Origin of the sequence: Anabaena cylindrica UHCC 0172, assembly GCF_034931625.1 — a bacterium.
GTDB classification, from domain to species: domain Bacteria; phylum Cyanobacteriota; class Cyanobacteriia; order Cyanobacteriales; family Nostocaceae; genus Anabaena; species Anabaena cylindrica_A.
This window is the reverse complement of sequence record NZ_JAYGGY010000015.1, coordinates 52,576-69,453: the sequence shown is the minus strand read 5'-3', so window position 1 is coordinate 69,453 and position 16,878 is coordinate 52,576. Positions and strand designations below refer to the sequence as shown.

The following is a 16,878-nucleotide window of genomic DNA, read 5'->3' as shown; positions in this document are numbered from 1 at the left end:
AATCGGTACAATCTGCATCTGATAAGCTTTTTAGACTATTTCGTCATCCCGTCAGATAATTTACACAGTTCTGAATAGTTATTACTTTCTAATAATAATCGGAGATATTCACCTAAAAACTGTTCTTTTTCTTCCTCTGACTTCTGATTAAACCAAGATTGAAAATTACTCATAGTGTTAAGCCCTCACCCATGTTTTTAGCAACTTCTGCGCTAATTTTTGGTAAGCTTACCCCCGCAGCTTCCACTATCTCCCGACGTTCTAAAAAATCTCGAAAACTTTCATGATAAAAGCGATAACGTGATGGTTGATAGGTTTTTTGTTCCTGTAAAAATTGCGTCCAACCTCTGATAACCTCCTGTACTGTGAGATTATCTTCCTGGGAATATTTAACAATCATTTCACGGGATACAGCACTTTTTAAAGCACACATCACATAAATAATTTTAATTTTATCTTTCGGTAAAGGTTTGGTAGTCATCCCCATAATACGCCAATGACTCTCATAATATCCTTGTAAACCTGCGGGTAATTGTTCTAGTTTTTCATCTTGATAAAATCCTTCCGCAATAGCTTCTAAAACATAGCGTAAATACATGAAATTATTTTCACTTTTTTTAGCAATAGTTTTCACGAATTCTGTTTTAGAAAGGTTGCTTTGTTGATGAATCCATTTTTCTAGGTTTGGTTTATATTTTTCTGAACCGAGAAATTCCCAAATATATTCTTCAACATCTTCATTACTTAATTTTTGATATTTTTTGTCTCTTAAATTCAATTCTTGATCATGAGTGTTAGGAGAAATATTTAATCTTTTATCTTCTGAATTATAAGGTCTTCTAGTGAGAATCAGATAAACCTTTTCTGGTAAAATTGTCGGTAAATTTAATATATTTCCGCCATCCTCTTGATCAACTTCGTCTAAAGCATCAATGACAATTACTAAATTTTCAACCTTAGATAATTTCGCACTAGCTTTAGTTAATAAAGTTGATAAATCATCATTTTCTACATTAGCAATATCAAATCTTTGGGTTAATTGTTGACGAATTAATCTAATAAATACATCTGGGCGGTTTCTCCCTTCTGCACGAATATTAAAAAAGCAAATTGTTCCGGGATTATCTACTATATATTTAGCAGAAATCGCACTTTTACCCATTCCTGCATCACCAATAATGGTAAAATATCCACTTTTGTGATTTTTGATAAACTCCTTAATCTCTGCAAAAATATATTTTCTACCACAAAATATTTGTGTTTTATCATCAATTATACTTTTAAATTCTATGGGAATAGTGGCAGGATACCAATCATCTACAATATCTGTAGGTTTAAGGTTTAAAATCTCAGCAATATTTTCCACAGTCCGTCTTTCAATACCATGAGGACATTCTTTTGTGCCTAATAGACGTTTAACAGTGTCCTCACTAACATTTGCTTTTTGTGCAAGGGTTGTAATAGTTAAACCTGCGGCTCTATATGCTTCTCTGAGTTTGATCTTTCCTTCAGAACTAGAATTAACGGTATCTGATAGACGCATAGATGAAATGTATTGATAAATCTGGAATATTTATAAACTATAGCAAAATGGAATTTTATTGCATAGGGCAGTTGGGTTAAATTATATTGCCCTATCTGCCCTAAAATATGGGGCAAATAATCAATTAAAGATAATCTATCTGCTCTTTAACTCTAATTGTCATCCTCATAAGATACGAATATGCAAAACAAATTGATTTAAAACCAAAGGAATACAACCTATGAAATTCAATATCTTCCCCAAACGCCAACCTAAAAACCAAGAAATCAAAAAAGAGATGAAAGACAAAATTGTAGAAGAATACATCCGTCAAGCACAACTTACCTTTAATTTAGCATTAGGCGTAACCACAGCATCAGCGATTATGACTTTATTAGGTGTAGGTTTGTTATACGTCGATAAAATGCCAGAAGCCAGCCTCACCGCAGGAACAGGGATTATTGCTAGTATTGGTAGTGTGCAGTTTGCTAAAGACGCTAGGGAAGAATTGCAGGAAATTTTAGAGAAAGCAGGAACGGCTAAATAGAAAAGATTTCATTCTGGTTGTGCAGGTATCTTACCTGCCACTATATTTTTGCTTTTCAAGACTGGCACTTTATAGGATAATGGACTATAAAGATTTAAATCATAGTTTATGAAAATAATAGAGGAAACGCACACTAGATTAGTCGTCAAGCACCAACCAATTATAAACTGGTTGTGGGGAAGCGTCTTATTTATAGGTGGTTTGAGTTTTTGGATTTATTTCATATTTTTTGATTTTGCTTCCCTTCATCTCACCTGCACTCGTTCTTCACCTCCAGAAATTAACTGTGAATTGAAACGGTTTACTTTGTTGGGAAGAATGCAAAAACTCAAGCTATTTGATCCTCAACAAGCATACGTTCAAACAATAATCGGTAGTAAGGGAAGTAAAAGCTATAAGACTATTGTTGTGAGTAGGTTTGGAGATTTTTCTCTACTACCTAATATTAGTTATCAAGAAAATGAGCAGTTTATTATTAAAGTCAATAGTTTTATCAACTCTGGGGAAAGTTTCTTGATTGTGACGCAAAATCGGCGTATCTATCTCTTTTATATTAGTTTGTTAGCGTTTGTTTTTTCAGGATTTGGTGCTTTTTTAGCGACATCACCTTTCAGCATCTGCACTTTTTATAAGAGTATTAATAAAGTATTCATAGAACGCAAAGGTTTGCGTGGTAATAAAATTATTGAATATCCGCTAGAAGAGATTGTCCGTTTTTATATTCAAGATAAAAAAGTTAAATATTCTAGGGTTTATCGGGCTGTGATTTATCTAAAAGATGGCAAAGAAATTCCTATTCATTTGGAATATACAGATGAACAAAGTGTTAAATATGCAGTTATGAGAATACGTCAATTTCTGAACATTGATTTATAAATTGATAGAGATGAAGAGAGAAAAAATATTTTTGCTTATCATACCAAATTAATACAAAGCTGCATAGAATAAAATATTAAGAATAATGGAACGCAGATGGACGCAGATTAACACAGATAAAGATTGATTAATCAAGGGATTTTAAGATTATGTGCAGCCTCACATAAAATTGGTATTAGGTAAAGTTGAGTTAAGGTTAGGGGTTATGCAACTAGGATATTAACAGGTGCGTCAGATGTTGAAAATTTGTTCATGATTACTAAAAAATCGAGTCTGACGCACCCTACAAAAGACTTTGAATGTGGCAATTACGTAAGTCATAAAGATTTTTTAACTATTAACCGTAAAGTATAGAATCTAAGTTGTATCTTATTCTTGTAGGTTGAAAATTTTTTATAGAGTCAGATTTTTAGGTAATTATCATATTATGTCGAAAAAGAAAACCGAACCTAGTGGTTGTGGATGTGCTAATATTCCAATCTCTGTCTTGTTAATTTTTTTCGGAGGGTGTTATTGGTTATTTACCCAAAGAAACAATATAAATGTTAGTCAACTTGTCTCTCAAGGGCAACAAATCATTAATCCTATTTTCAATTCTACATCAACTATTACAGCAACTCCTACACCAATTATCGCACCAATACCTCAAGCAACTCCTACAGAAATTCCTTCTCCTATTGCAGCAATACCTCAAGTAACTCCTACAAAAATTCCTTCTCCTGTTGTCTCAATCACTCCTCAAATTACTCCTAGTAATCAACCGACTGTTATTAAAACAACCACACCAAAAACAACTCCATTACCCGCCAACTCCTGGGATAGAAAAGCAATTAGAGGTATTTATTTAAGTCGCTATCAAGTTACGAATAATGCTGATGAAAGAACAATTCGTGAAAGAGTGCGTTATTATAAATCCCAAGGATTTAATACTATTATTCATGGTGTTTGGGGTAATGGTTGTACTATGTATAATAGTAAGGTGATGCAGCAAACTCTTGGTTATAAAAGTTGTCCTAATCTGTTTCAAGATCAATGGTTAGATTGGTTAATTGATGAAGCACATAAACAGGGAATGCAAGTTCACGCTTATTTTGAAAAAGGTATTAAAATAGACAAAAATAGCCCTATTTTTGATTTGGCAATTGAAAAAAAATGGGTTGTTCCTGGTGTAGATAAAACCTATCCGGGAATAGAACATTATGTATTAGATGTAGAAATTCCCGAAGTTGCGAGTTTCTTTAAAAATATCTTAGTCGAGTTTGTACAAAGGTATCCAAAAATTGATGCTGTACAATGGGATGATTATTTAGGTTATCATGCTGAATTGCCAGGAAAAGTAGATCGCACTACTAAATTAACTACTTTTGTGCAGCAAATGATTACTGGGATGAAAAAAGCTAATCCGAAAGTTAGTTTTGATATTTGTCATCATAACCCTTATTGGGCTAAAAGATATTTTGCGGCTGATTGGGAAAAATGGAATGTGGATAGAGTTTTTATTCAGGTTTATAATGATGCTAATTTTAAAGAAGAATTAAATTATGTCAAAAATTATGCGGGAATTGCTATTAGTGACCCACAATTTCATCGTTTAAAAGAAGTAGTAAATAACCCTGAGATTAAAAGTGTTTTAGTTTTTCCAACAAATGGAAAACCAGAGGAAACGGCTTCTAAATTAAACGGTTTGATTAAAAATAAGAAATGATATATGAGAGTTCAACAATCTTCAAAAGCCTATATAATAAGGATTTTCTCACGTTTGGGGTAGGATTGCTATAGGATCTAGCATACTCTACGACTAAATAATATGAAAATATACTTTAAGATAAAATGTTTGTATCTATACTGCTATAATCCTGTCATTCCACTGCCCAATTAATTGCGAAAGACGACAGAATTATGTCTGACCTCTCTGCATTAAATCTAGATCAGTCACAACTTAAAGTAATTGAACAATTACTTGATGATATTGAATTGCAAGTTAATCAAAATTCTGTATCTGCTACAACATACATTTACAAGCTAAAAAATGAAATTGTACTACTAAAGAACCAAAAAAGCCGATCGCATAGCGGTATGATTCATGCCAGTACTCGTGAATTAAAAACAGCTTTTCAGATTCATTTAGATATAATTAAGGCTCAACCAAATCAGAATATTTCCTCGCATTTGCTTAGATTTTATGCTGTAGAGTGCGGACTAAAAACGATCTGGCTTATAAGAAACGGGAATTTAAAAGGAACAGAGAAAATTCAAGATCAAGAAATGCTAACAAAACATGGACATAACTTAGCCAGATGGGTTAAAGAACTGAAATTGCCAGCTACAGCACTTGGTAAGTATCGTGATTATAATAAAATTCCTCGGTTTCATCTTGTTAAAGATGCCTCTTGTTTTCACGATCTGACACAATCTCACCAAGTTTGGCGATATGGTATTAAGATGAACCCCGAAGATGAAAGTAACTTAGTTGAATGGTTAGAGAGTGTTTGCATTTGGATTGAGGATAATATTGATACTCGAAGATGACAAAATATTAGTTAAGTGGTTAGAAAATTTCTACTCCTAGAGCGAGGATAAAATATTATGATTTCTACAGATACGCTTCTTTACGCTTGGTTAGACATTCGCCTTTATACTTGGCTTGATGTCGAAGAAGTTTTATTTCGTATTCAAGAAAAAAGTGATTTACCAAATTGGTTGATTTCTGTGCAGGCTTATTGGGATAGTTTAACAGTTGAAATTCGCCCTGGTACTCAAGCAGAAGCAAAAAGCTGGTTAAAAAATGTATATGATACTCGATTCCGAATTGATCAAGAAGATGATAAAATAGATGGACTAATCATTTTAGAGAGTTTACCTAGTAAACCACAATTTTTACCAGTAATTTTTGAGGAAACACAGGAAGATCATCGTATTCCTAGACTAACGCCAAGTTTAGCAAGACCCGGAATAATTGTTCCAAATCGTCATGATAACGAGAGAGAACTTCCACCAAGCTTTGACGCAGATTTTCCACCAATAGTAGCTTTTCATTCATTTAAAGGCGGTGTGGGACGCACAACCAACGCTATTGCCTTTGCACAGGCTTTAATAGATGGAAAGTATAGTGTACTGTTGGTAGATGGTGATTTAGAAGCACCAGGTATAAGCTGGCTTTTAGAGCAAAGATTACCTTCTCCACCTGTATCTTTTGCTGATTTAATAGCTTTAGTTCATGGCGATCCAGATCCAAAAGCAACTGACTCAATTCAATTAGTTGCTGATCGAATTCAGAATGCTTTGGTTGATAATATTTATTTCTTGCCAGCATTCCGTTCTACTAAAAGATTTACTTCATTAGAAATTAAACCTGAACATCTTATTCAAGGTGCAAAAAATCCATATATATTAACGCAAATTCTGGCAGATTTAGGTAAAATTTTAGGAGTAGATGTTGTTTTGGTTGACTTACGTGCAGGACTGTCTGAATTGTCTACAGGCCTAATTTTAGATCCACGAGTTTATCGTGTTTTTGTGACCACTTTGAGTGGACAATCAATTGCAGGTACAAAGCAACTTCTAGAACTAGTGGGAGAAAGAGCACCTTCTGTAAGAGATACAGATCCATTACCAACAATAATTATAAGTCAAGTTCCTGATGAATTAAAAAATTCTGAACTATTAAAAGATGAAAATAAGAATCTTGATAATCTTCTTCTTGACACGTCTGAATCATTTTCAGAAAAAAATATACAAAGTTCAGAAGACAATAACCTTGATTCATCTAGATACGTTTTTGGAGAAGTCATAAGACATTTAAACCTAACCACTGGATTTTCTGATAGTTTACTAGTATTACCGACAACATGGGAAGAAGTAAATTCTCGTCTTCATCGTTCTGGAATTGTTGATGATTTACATCCATTGCTAGATGTATTACCCATAAAGCCAACTCAAACAATTAAGGAAGATATTCCCTCAATTAACGATCATCCTCCAGCTATAAAATCTCAAAGAGAAAGCCTCAGAGATATTAGTAAAAAATTGGTGTATGCTGAAACGGCAGAAATTAAAGAGTTTTTACCTACTATTCCTTTACGTCACTTGGCTTCAGATCACAGACACCAAATTCCCATTACAGTTGTAGTTGGAGCTAAAGGTTCTGGAAAAACTTACACTTTTTTACAAATTATTCACAGAGAAAATTGGCAAAAATTTGCAGAAGATGCTTGTGCAACTCAAGTTCATGTTGATGCTCTCATTTCCCCTATTTTGGCATCAAACAATCTTAAGCCTGAAGATGTGAAACTAGTGGCAGATGTTCAAAAAAAGGCAGCACAAGCATTAGGCTTTGAAAATCCTCAAGAGATCCAAATTATTCGTGAAAACATTGAAAATTTTTGTCAGCAAGATCTTCTTGAAGGTCAGTGGAGAGAACATTGGTTAGATGTCATTGCTTGGGGTGTGGGATTCCAGCCTGGGCAAAAAGGGGCTGGTAGAGCATTAACAGAACATTTGTTTTCCCAGCAACAGCGATTGCTAGTAGTGATTGATGGACTTGAAGACCTTTTTCAAGATTTCGCTAGTGACAAAATTCAACAGAAAGCATTGCGAGCTTTACTTCAAGCAGTTCCAGAGTGGCTGGGACAGCAGCCAGGTCGTTTTTTAGGCATTCTCATTTTTATTAGACGTGATATGGTTTTGTCAGCCATACTGCAAAATGCAGCTCAGATGATGGCACGCTACGAGCCTTATGCTTTGAAGTGGAATAGAGAAGAAGCTTTAAGACTAGTAGCTTGGGTTACTTCTTTATCACCAAATATCTCACTTATATTACACAATACCTCACATAAGGCTATTGTAGAAGAACTTCAGAAAATGAAAGAAGAGGATCTAACACAGATTTTAGTTCCTCTATGGGGTAAAAAAGTGGGTACTGATACCTCTAAGGAAGCTGCTTCAGCTAGATTTGTAATAGCAGCACTTTCAGACTTTAGAGGACAAATTCAATCACGAGATTTAATGCGTCTTCTTTACTTAGCCGCAGAAGCTTCTGTAGATGATACTGATGATCGGTGGTTAAACCGTATTCTTACTCCCAAAGGAATTAAAGGCGCTCTACCAGAATGTAGTACAGAAAAAATAGCAGAAATTGAAAAAGAAAATACTACCCTGAAAGATATTTTTGCTAAATTACGCGATCTTTTTGAAGAGGAGCGAAAAATTCCTTTTACACGGCAGCAATTAAAATTATCTTTGGAAGAAATGAAAATATTAGAGGAAAACGGTGTAATTATTAGAGAAAAAGATGATTATTATATGCCAGAAATATTTCGGTTAGGCTTAGATTTTAAACTGACAGAAGCAGGGCGACCTGCGGTAATGTCTCTAGCTCGTCGTGCTGCTAAACAGGGAAGTTGACCTTGTATTTGTACTACCCCTGTCCGCGTATGAATTTGGTAAAAGGTAATGGTTAGAACTGGGTAATTACCAATCATTAATTACCAATTACCAAATCTTTATGCTTTTTTCAACCAGCTAAACATGGCACGTAAGTCTTTACCAACTTCCTCAATGGGATGTTCAGCTTCTTGACGACGCATAGCGGTAAAACCAGGTTTACCTGCTTGGTTTTCTAATACGAATTCCCGTGCAAATTGTCCAGATTGAATTTCACTAAGAATTTTCTTCATTTCTGCTTTGGTTTGGGCAGTGACAACTCTTGGACCACGAGTATAATCACCATATTCGGCGGTATTAGAAATACTATCGCGCATTGTCGCTAAACCACCTTCTACAACTAAGTCAACGATTAATTTGACTTCGTGCAGACATTCAAAATATGCTAATTCTGGTTGATAACCTGCTTCTACTAGGGTTTCAAAACCGGCTTTGATTAAAGCACTCAAACCACCACACAATACTGCTTGTTCACCAAACAAATCAGTTTCAGTTTCTTCGCGGAATGTGGTTTCCAGAATACCTGCGCGTGTACCACCGATACCTCTAGCATAAGCCATTGCGCGATCGCGTGCCTTGCCTGTAGCATCTTGATAAACTGCAAATAAAGCAGGTACACCTTGTCCTTGTTCGTAAGTCCGACGCACCAAGTGTCCTGGGCCTTTTGGTGCCACCATGACTACATCAACATCAGCCGGAGGGACAACCTGTGCAAAGTGAATATTAAAGCCATGTGCAAAGGCTAAAACGTTTCCTGCTTCTAAATTTGGTTCAATTTCGTTTTTGTAAATTGTTTTCTGCACTTCATCAGGTAATAAAATCATGATGAAATCGGCAGCTTTAGCAGCGTCAGCCACATTTTTCACAGTCAAGCCAGCAGCTTCAGCTTTTGCTGTGGACTTACTGCCTGGATATAATCCTACAATTACATTTACACCACTATCTTTTAAATTAAGGGCGTGGGCATGACCTTGTGAACCATAACCAATAATAGCGATCGTTTTTCCCGCCAAAAGGTCTAAATTGGCATCTTCATCATAATACATCCGCGCCATAGAAGCATCTCCTGTCCGCAAGCATAGTTATAAAATTGGCAGACTTTTGATTTTACCTCAAATCGTGTTACCAATACAGTAGATTTATTGAGCGGATATCGATTACCTACCTTCTTCCTTCTTCCTATCCCTACGGGACGCTACGCGAACGCGTTCTTTGCGTCTTCGCGGTTCATTTAATCTATATTCTTCTGTTTATATTAATTCTACTTATATTTAGGTAAAGCAAGAGTTATAAAAAACTACTTTTATGTAGAAATCATGAATACTTTTATTTTTTTTTAATAAGTTCAAGATAAACAGAAAAAAATGTGACAATTTTGTTACATTTTTGTTAAAAATAGTTACAGCACCTGTTTTAACGCAAGGAAACATTTCTTATGGTTGACGCACATGAAAATAACCCACCACATGAGGTAGTTATCGTTGGTGGTGGTTTTGGTGGACTTTATGCCGCAAAATCACTGAAAAAAGCAAATGTCAACGTGACACTGATTGATAAACGCAATTTTCATCTATTTCAACCACTTCTGTATCAAGTCGCTACAGGTGCTTTGTCTCCGGCTGATATTTCTTCACCATTACGTTCTGTTCTCAGCAAAAGCAAAAATACAAAAGTGCTGTTGGGTGAAGTTGATGATATTAATCCTGATGCACAACAGGTAATTGTCAGCGGTGATGCAGTAGCTTATGATACCTTAATTGTGGCTACAGGTGCGAAGCATTCTTATTTTGGGAAAGATGACTGGGAAGAATTTGCACCCGGTTTGAAGACTGTAGAAGATGCTATTGCAATGCGTCACCGGATTTTTATGGCGTTTGAAGCCGCAGAAAAGGAAAGTGATCCGGTACAGCGTCAGGCTTGGTTAACTTTTGTGATTGTAGGTGGTGGTCCGACTGGTGTAGAATTGGCTGGTGCGATCGCAGAATTGGCAACCAAAACCCTCAAAGAAGATTTTCGCAACATCGACACATCAGCAGCGCAAATCATACTTTTAGAAGGTATGGATCGCATTCTCCCACCTTTTGCCCCCGAATTATCCCAAGAAGCGGAAACTTCTCTAACACAATTAGGTGTAAATGTCCAGACAAAAACCTTAGTTACCAATATTGCTGATGATATTGTGACTATCAAACAAGGTGAAGATGTTAAAGAGATAGCTGCAAAAACAGTATTGTGGGCTGCGGGTGTGAAAGCCTCGGCTATGGGGAAAGTTTTGACAGAACGAACTGGAGCGGAGAGCGATCGCGCCGGGCGTGTTATCGTTGAACCAGACCTGAGTATTAAAGGACATCCCAACATCTTCGTAGTTGGTGACTTAGCAAATTTTGCCCATCAAAATAATAAACCCTTACCGGGAGTTGCACCAGTCGCCATGCAAGAAGGCGAATATGTAGCAAAACTGTTGCAGAAACGCCTTAAAGGTGAAACATTGCCACAATTTAACTATGTGGATAGAGGAAGTTTAGCAATGATTGGGCAACACGCCGCAGTTGTTGACTTAGGTTTCATCAAACTTAAAGGTTTCCTCGCGTGGTTTTTCTGGTTATTTGTTCATATCTACTTCCTCATTGAATTTGATAACAAATTAGTAGTTATGATTCAATGGATTTGGAATTATTTTACCCGCAATCGTGGCGCGAGATTAATTACAGGAAAAGAAAATCTCCCATTTGTACCAATTGACAGCAATGGACATTATCAACAAGTGAAAACTAGACAACCAATAAATGTGTAGTTATCCCTCGTTCCCAGTCTCCGGCTGGGAATGCCATCAAGAGGCTCTGCCTCAAGCTCCATACCAATATCAATCAAAGAAATACAATGGGACGCAGTCCCTATCATGGATATGTAATCATGTTCCATCTTTGCGCCAGTTGCGGAAAGGGGTATGCTTTACTAATGTTACTCTCTCGGTGCTGTTTATGATCTATTCACAGCTTATACACACACAATACTGTAGCCAAATTTAAAAAAGCCTTGATTCGTAGGTTGGGTTGAGGCACGTATCCCTGACGGGAGGCGAAGCCATAACCCAACAAATGCGTTAAATAGGTTGTGTTTTGCTCCGCTCAACCCAACCTACAAAAAAATGGCTACAGTATTGATACAGAGAGAGCTTTTTTACCAATTGTTGGACTTTTCAAACACCCTCTAATGACAAACATCCAACGTGCGATTAGTCTAGTTTGGCAAAGTTCTCCAAACTGGATGGTTGCCAATGTAATTTTTAATGTAATTCAGAGTATATTACCTCTGGCGTTACTTTACATCATCAAACTAATTGTGGATCGTATTGCTGCAAGTATCAGCATTATTGATAAACAACAGATTTTTACAGATATTACCTTTCTACTGATCAATGCTGGGGCAATTATATTCTGGATAAATTTTAATACTGTAATTAGCGAAATATGCTCCACAACCCTATCCCAGAGGGTGACAGACTATATGCAGGTAACGATCTTTAAAAAAGCGATCGCCATTGATTTAGAATCCTACGAAAGCCCTGAAAAGCAGGATATTTTGGAACGTGCTAAGTGGGAAGCACCAAATCGCCCCACTCGAATGTTAAATAATTTAACTACTGCTTTTCAAAATATTGTTTCTTTGACAGTAATCTCTGCATTATTAATCTCATTAAATTGGAGGCTATTTGTAATTTTATTAGTGGTTTCAATACCGACAATATTTATTCGGTTTCGGCAATCAAAATCAATGTATAAATGGCAGCGTCATCAAACTGAAATAGAACGTAAAGCCAACTACTTTGGACATTTATTATTAGGAGATCAACCTGCAAAAGAAATTCGATTATTCGGTTTAGGTAATGCATTTATTCAAAGGTTTTATCAACTTAGGCAACAACTATTTAAAGAAAAACTTGCGATTACACTCCGACAATCTCTAACGCGATTATTTATCCAGGGTTTCATTAGCTTATTAATGATAGCCACATATCTATTTATTATTCATCAAACAATTTATGGTAAGTTTCAATTAGGTGATTTAGTTTTGTATGGTCAGGCATTTCAGAGGGGACAAAACTCACTTAAAGAATTGATTTCTAGTGTAGGAGGACTACATGAAAACAATCTATTTCTCTCCGATATATTTGACTTTCTAGCTCTCCCAAATGGGATGAATGAAACTATCAACCCGCAGCCTGTTCCATCTATGGAAAAAGGGATTGTTTTTAACAATGTCAGTTTTCAATATCAAAATTCGTCAAGGAAGGCGATTAAACAAGTCAATCTTAAAATTGCCCCTAAAGAGGTGGTTGCACTGGTCGGTGAAAATGGATCTGGAAAAACTACCCTAGTGAAATTGTTTTGTCGTCTTTATGATGTGACTAGCGGTAGTATTACTATTGATGGCGTTAATATTCAAGATTTTGCGATCAATGATTTACAGCGTCAGATTAGTGTAATTTTTCAAGACTATACCTGCTATCAACTAACAGTAAAAGAAAATATCTGGGTTGGTAATATTGAGTTATCACCTAATTCTCCGAAAATTATGGAAGCATCTCAATATTCCGGTGCTGATGCTGTGATTAAAAGTTTGCCTGGAGAGTATGAAACTTTGTTAGGTAAATGGTTTAAGGGCGGAGAACAATTAAGTGGTGGTCAGTGGCAGAAAATTGCCCTAGCTCGTGCTTTTTTGCGAGATGCTCAGTTAGTAATATTAGATGAACCGACTAGTAGCATGGATGCTTATGCAGAGGAGTCCGTATTTCAGAAGTTTCGTGAAATCATGCACGATCGCGCAGTCTTGCTAATTAGCCATCGACTTGCTACTGTGAGAACGGCAGATCGGATTTATGTGTTGCATAAGGGTGAGATTGTAGAAAGTGGAACTCATGATCAACTAATGTCTTTAAATGGTAAATATGCTGATTTATTTACAACTCAAGCCAAAAATTATCAATAATATGTAGCACTCTGTGCTACTTTAAAAAAATGTTTTTTTGTGTTACAAAATCATGTATCAGATAGTATCTAAAACTCCTGAAAGTCTTTTATTTCCAGAAGTAATTGCTTTACTTGCTTGTATAAAATTCCATTTTCATAGAATAACGGTTAAAGAAGTCAGCGACTCATTAATAGAAGATATCAACTGGGATAAATTAATAGAAATTAGCATCGATCAAGGTGTAATGCCTTTGCTGTATCAAATTCTTAAGGAAGTTGATTGTGTACCGCATTCAGTAAGGCTGAAATTGCAAAGACTCAATCGCATGAATGGATTGAATAACTTATCTCAAACTAAAGAATTATTAAGAATTTTGACCCAATTAGAAAAGGCAGGAATTGAGGCGATCGCTTTTAAGGGAGCAGTAATTGCAGCATCAGCCTATGGTAATGTGACTTTACGCCAATTTAATGATCTTGATATTTTGGTGCGGCGACAGGACTTTTGGCAAGCCAAAGCAGTTTTAATTAGTCAAGGCTATCAGTGTACTTTCTCAGAAGATTTTGAAGTTGATGGATTCGAGAGAAGTTTGCAACTTTCGATGTCTTACAAAGCCCCAGAAGCAGAGATGTTTAACGCTAGATTTGAGCCATCATTGTTGCATAGCAACCCGCAACGTAGTATTGACCTACATTGGGGTATCCCACCCAGACGGACTTGGAATCCGAACCATTACGATCGCCTTTGGGAACATTCTCAGCCCATGACACTTATGGGTCAATCCATCACAACCTTCACTCCTGAAATAGCCTTAATTATTCAAAGTGTGAATATTGCCAAGGATTATGGATGGTTGCGATCGCTTAAACAAATTTGTGATCTTGCTCAAGTGATCCAAGCATATCCTGATTTAGATTGGGAATTAAGCCTACAACTATCTTCAGAGTTGCGATGTGAGAGACTATTTTTATTGGGAATCCATATAACCCAAAATCACTTACATATTTCTATACCAGATTATATTGGAGCAAAATTTATTCAGATTAAATCCCTGGACACACAAATTGCACTGTTTAATTCCCTAGAGAGTAAGACAGATAGCACTTTACACCAACCATTACATCAAAGTAGAGTAATATCGGCTTTCCGCAATTTGTATTTAGTATATATCTCACCATTAAAAACACTAGATAGGTCATTAAATCGTTGGGGACTTGATCAAATAATTTCAATGAGTTTATTGTATTTGTATTTTCTGATGAGGAGATTATGTGTACCTAATGAACGCGATCGCCAATTGTTGAGACTTCCTCAGCAATTATTTTTTCTGTATTACGTTGTTCGTCCCATCCGCTTATTATTAGAATATATCCTACAAAACAGCTATGAATCTGGAAATAAACAAAAACAATAACCAGGAAAACCTAGCTTTAACACAATTTAAATTAGGAAATGCTTGGCAACTGCGCGGTGATTTAGAAAATGCCTTGATTCGCTATCAGGAAACCCTAAGATTACAACCGGGCTTCTTACCCGTCTATCAACAATTGGGCAATTTGATGCTGAAGCAAAGACGGATAGCCGAAGCGATTGATTACTATGATCAAGCCTTAAGTATTGACTTTGAAAAAACGGATCTTTCTTTTTATTATCAATGTTTGGGCTGGCAAAAACCAACCAGTTCTACACAAGTTCTTCCAGATGCAAAAGCAGAAAATATCTCTTTTAATAATGAAAAACTACAAAGTATAGCCAGAGGAAAAATTAACCTCGGACAACAAAGAGTTTTCGCTTCTCATCGTAGTGGTTGGAATTTTGCAATTCAGGCAATTAGCTCTTTACACAACCCTCAAGGTGTTTTGTTTGATGGCTTTCTAGAACATACATTTCTCTTTCCAGATGATCAATTTGGTAGCAGATCGCCCCGGATATTAGCAAAAATGCGGGCTGATGGAGTTTTTGAGAGTTTAGCGAACTCAGAAGAAAAGGGCATCGTACCTTATAAAACTCCTTGGGTGGGATTTCTGCACAATCCCCACAGAATGCCCATCTGGTTCCATTATCACAGATCACCTCAAAAACTATTTGAGAAGCAAATTTGGCAAGATAGTTTGCCTCAGTGCGTGGGATTGTTTGCACTATCTCACTATTATGGCGATTGGCTGAGGAAAGAAACAGGCAAACCAGTTTCGGTATTAATCCATCCCACTGAGATTCCCGAAAAACAATTTGATTTTAATCAATTTATTGCCAATCCCCAGAAAAAAGTGGTGCAGATTGGCTGGTGGTTACGGAAATTACATTCGATTTATCAATTACCTCTAGCCAAAGGTAACTCTCTTGGTTATGAAAAAGTCAGATTAGGTTTTCTATTTCCATCATCAGAGACAATATTAGCTCAATTGATGAAAATCGAAGGGAGGATTTATAAAATTGAAGTTGATCCAGCTTATGTTGAGAATACAACTGTTATTAAATATATTCCCGACGATACCTATGATGATCTGCTCTCAATGAATATCGCCTTTGTGGATTTGTATGACTCCGGTGTAAATAATGCCATTATCGAATGCATTGCTCGTGCTACACCACTGTTAGTTAATCCCATTCCTAGTGTAATCGAATATTTGGGTGAAGACTATCCGATGTATTTCCATAGTCTAGAAGAAGCAGCAGAAAAAGCATTGGATACGGCGCTCGTTTTAGAAACTCATGAATATCTGAAATCCTGTGAAACTCGCCATAAACTATCAGCAAATTATTTTCTAGATAGCTTTTGTAATAGTGAAGTATATAAATCAATCTGATGAATTTACCTTTAGTTAGTGTTATTATTCCGTGCTATAACCGCGATCGCTATTTAGCTGAAGCTATCGAAAGTGTTCTAGGTCAAAGCTATCCTAACATTGAGTTAATTGTAATTGATGATGGATCGAGCGATCGCAGTGGCGAAATTGCCCAAAGCTACCCCCTAAAATATCATTATCAAACCAATGGCGGCATCGGTGCTGCTAGAAATGCCGGAATTGCGCTGGCTAGTGGTGAATTTCTCGCCTTTCTCGACTCTGATGATATTTGGGTTCAGGACAAGCTAGCAAAACAAATGGCAGTCTTTGATACTAATCTAAATATAGAAGCAGTCTTTGGCTATGCTCAAAATTTTTATAGCCCCGAATTAGATGAAAGCTTTAGAAACAGGATTCGCTGTCCAGAAAAACCAATTGCGGCGCATCTACCTAGTGCTATGTTAATCAAGAGATCGGCTTTCTTGGGAGTGGGAAACTTTGATACCAATCTCAAAATAACTCCTGAAATTAGTTGGTATATCTCAGCCCTCGAACATCAACTGCAACAAATTACAATTCCAGATGTGGTCTATTACCGCCGACTACATGAAAGCAATAATGGAATTACAGAACGTCAATACGCAAATGAACGACTGCACCTCATCAAAGCCAAGTTAGATAGAGAACGTGCTAAACAGGGAGTTTTAAACCAAGAATCTTAGGTATTGAAATCA

13 protein-coding genes are annotated in these 16,878 nt (G+C 36.3%); 10 read left to right on the top strand and 3 right to left on the bottom strand.

Annotated elements, in window-relative coordinates; genetic code table 11:
* Nucleotides 1-35: 35 nt before the first annotated feature.
* Both VB713_RS06685 and VB713_RS06680 read right to left on the bottom strand, forming a co-directional pair.
* A complete protein-coding gene (locus VB713_RS06685) occupies nucleotides 36-173 on the bottom strand; it encodes a hypothetical protein (RefSeq protein WP_323310794.1) in 138 nt (45 codons plus the stop codon).
* Nucleotides 170-1,543 carry a helix-turn-helix domain-containing protein gene (locus VB713_RS06680; protein WP_323310793.1) on the bottom strand — a complete coding sequence of 458 codons (1,374 nt, stop codon included), beginning with the start codon at nucleotides 1,541-1,543 and terminating at the stop codon, nucleotides 170-172. Before VB713_RS06680 ends, VB713_RS06685 begins: the two co-directional genes overlap by 4 nt.
* A gap of 220 nt (nucleotides 1,544-1,763) precedes the next feature.
* Between VB713_RS06680 and VB713_RS06675 the strand changes: the two genes are divergently transcribed.
* The 5 genes from VB713_RS06675 (at nucleotide 1,764) to VB713_RS06655 (ending at nucleotide 8,348) form a co-directional block, all read left to right on the top strand.
* Nucleotides 1,764-2,069, top strand: coding sequence for a TRADD-N-associated membrane domain-containing protein (locus VB713_RS06675; protein ID WP_323310792.1), 306 nt, complete (start codon nucleotides 1,764-1,766; stop codon nucleotides 2,067-2,069).
* Nucleotides 2,070-2,177: 108 nt separating this feature from the next.
* A complete protein-coding gene (locus tag VB713_RS06670) occupies nucleotides 2,178-2,945 on the top strand; it encodes a hypothetical protein (RefSeq protein WP_323310791.1) in 768 nt (255 codons plus the stop codon).
* Between the two features lie 427 nt (nucleotides 2,946-3,372).
* The gene (locus VB713_RS06665; RefSeq protein WP_323310790.1) at nucleotides 3,373-4,650 is read left to right on the top strand and encodes a family 10 glycosylhydrolase; all 1,278 of its coding nucleotides are present in this window, start codon (nucleotides 3,373-3,375) and stop codon (nucleotides 4,648-4,650) included.
* 194 nt (nucleotides 4,651-4,844) lie between these two features.
* Nucleotides 4,845-5,474 carry a hypothetical protein gene (locus tag VB713_RS06660; protein WP_323310789.1) on the top strand — a complete coding sequence of 210 codons (630 nt, stop codon included), beginning with the start codon at nucleotides 4,845-4,847 and terminating at the stop codon, nucleotides 5,472-5,474.
* Nucleotides 5,475-5,531: 57 nt separating this feature from the next.
* Nucleotides 5,532-8,348: a ParA family protein gene (locus VB713_RS06655; protein WP_323310788.1), complete on the top strand. Its 2,817-nt coding sequence runs from the start codon at nucleotides 5,532-5,534 to the stop codon at nucleotides 8,346-8,348.
* A gap of 98 nt (nucleotides 8,349-8,446) precedes the next feature.
* Here the strand turns inward: VB713_RS06655 and ilvC are convergent, their stop codons facing one another.
* A complete protein-coding gene (ilvC, locus tag VB713_RS06650) occupies nucleotides 8,447-9,442 on the bottom strand; it encodes a ketol-acid reductoisomerase (protein WP_323310787.1) in 996 nt (331 codons plus the stop codon).
* Nucleotides 9,443-9,822: 380 nt separating this feature from the next.
* Here ilvC and VB713_RS06645 point away from each other — a divergent pair, with 380 nt between their 5' ends.
* The 5 genes from VB713_RS06645 to VB713_RS06625 all read left to right on the top strand — a co-directional run bounded on the left by VB713_RS06645 (nucleotide 9,823) and on the right by VB713_RS06625 (nucleotide 16,866).
* Complete coding sequence (locus VB713_RS06645; RefSeq protein WP_323310786.1) at nucleotides 9,823-11,181, top strand: NAD(P)/FAD-dependent oxidoreductase; 1,359 nt, start codon at nucleotides 9,823-9,825, stop codon at nucleotides 11,179-11,181.
* A 419-nt stretch (nucleotides 11,182-11,600) separates the two neighbouring features.
* Complete coding sequence (locus VB713_RS06640) at nucleotides 11,601-13,376, top strand: ABC transporter ATP-binding protein (RefSeq protein WP_323310785.1); 1,776 nt, start codon at nucleotides 11,601-11,603, stop codon at nucleotides 13,374-13,376.
* 52 nt (nucleotides 13,377-13,428) lie between these two features.
* Nucleotides 13,429-14,772, top strand: coding sequence for a nucleotidyltransferase family protein (locus tag VB713_RS06635; protein WP_323310784.1), 1,344 nt, complete (start codon nucleotides 13,429-13,431; stop codon nucleotides 14,770-14,772).
* The gene (locus VB713_RS06630; protein WP_323310783.1) at nucleotides 14,744-16,165 is read left to right on the top strand and encodes a tetratricopeptide repeat protein; all 1,422 of its coding nucleotides are present in this window, start codon (nucleotides 14,744-14,746) and stop codon (nucleotides 16,163-16,165) included. Before VB713_RS06635 ends, VB713_RS06630 begins: the two co-directional genes overlap by 29 nt.
* The gene (locus VB713_RS06625; protein ID WP_323310782.1) at nucleotides 16,165-16,866 is read left to right on the top strand and encodes a glycosyltransferase family A protein; all 702 of its coding nucleotides are present in this window, start codon (nucleotides 16,165-16,167) and stop codon (nucleotides 16,864-16,866) included. Before VB713_RS06630 ends, VB713_RS06625 begins: the two co-directional genes overlap by 1 nt.
* The last annotated feature ends 12 nt before the right edge of the window (nucleotides 16,867-16,878 follow it).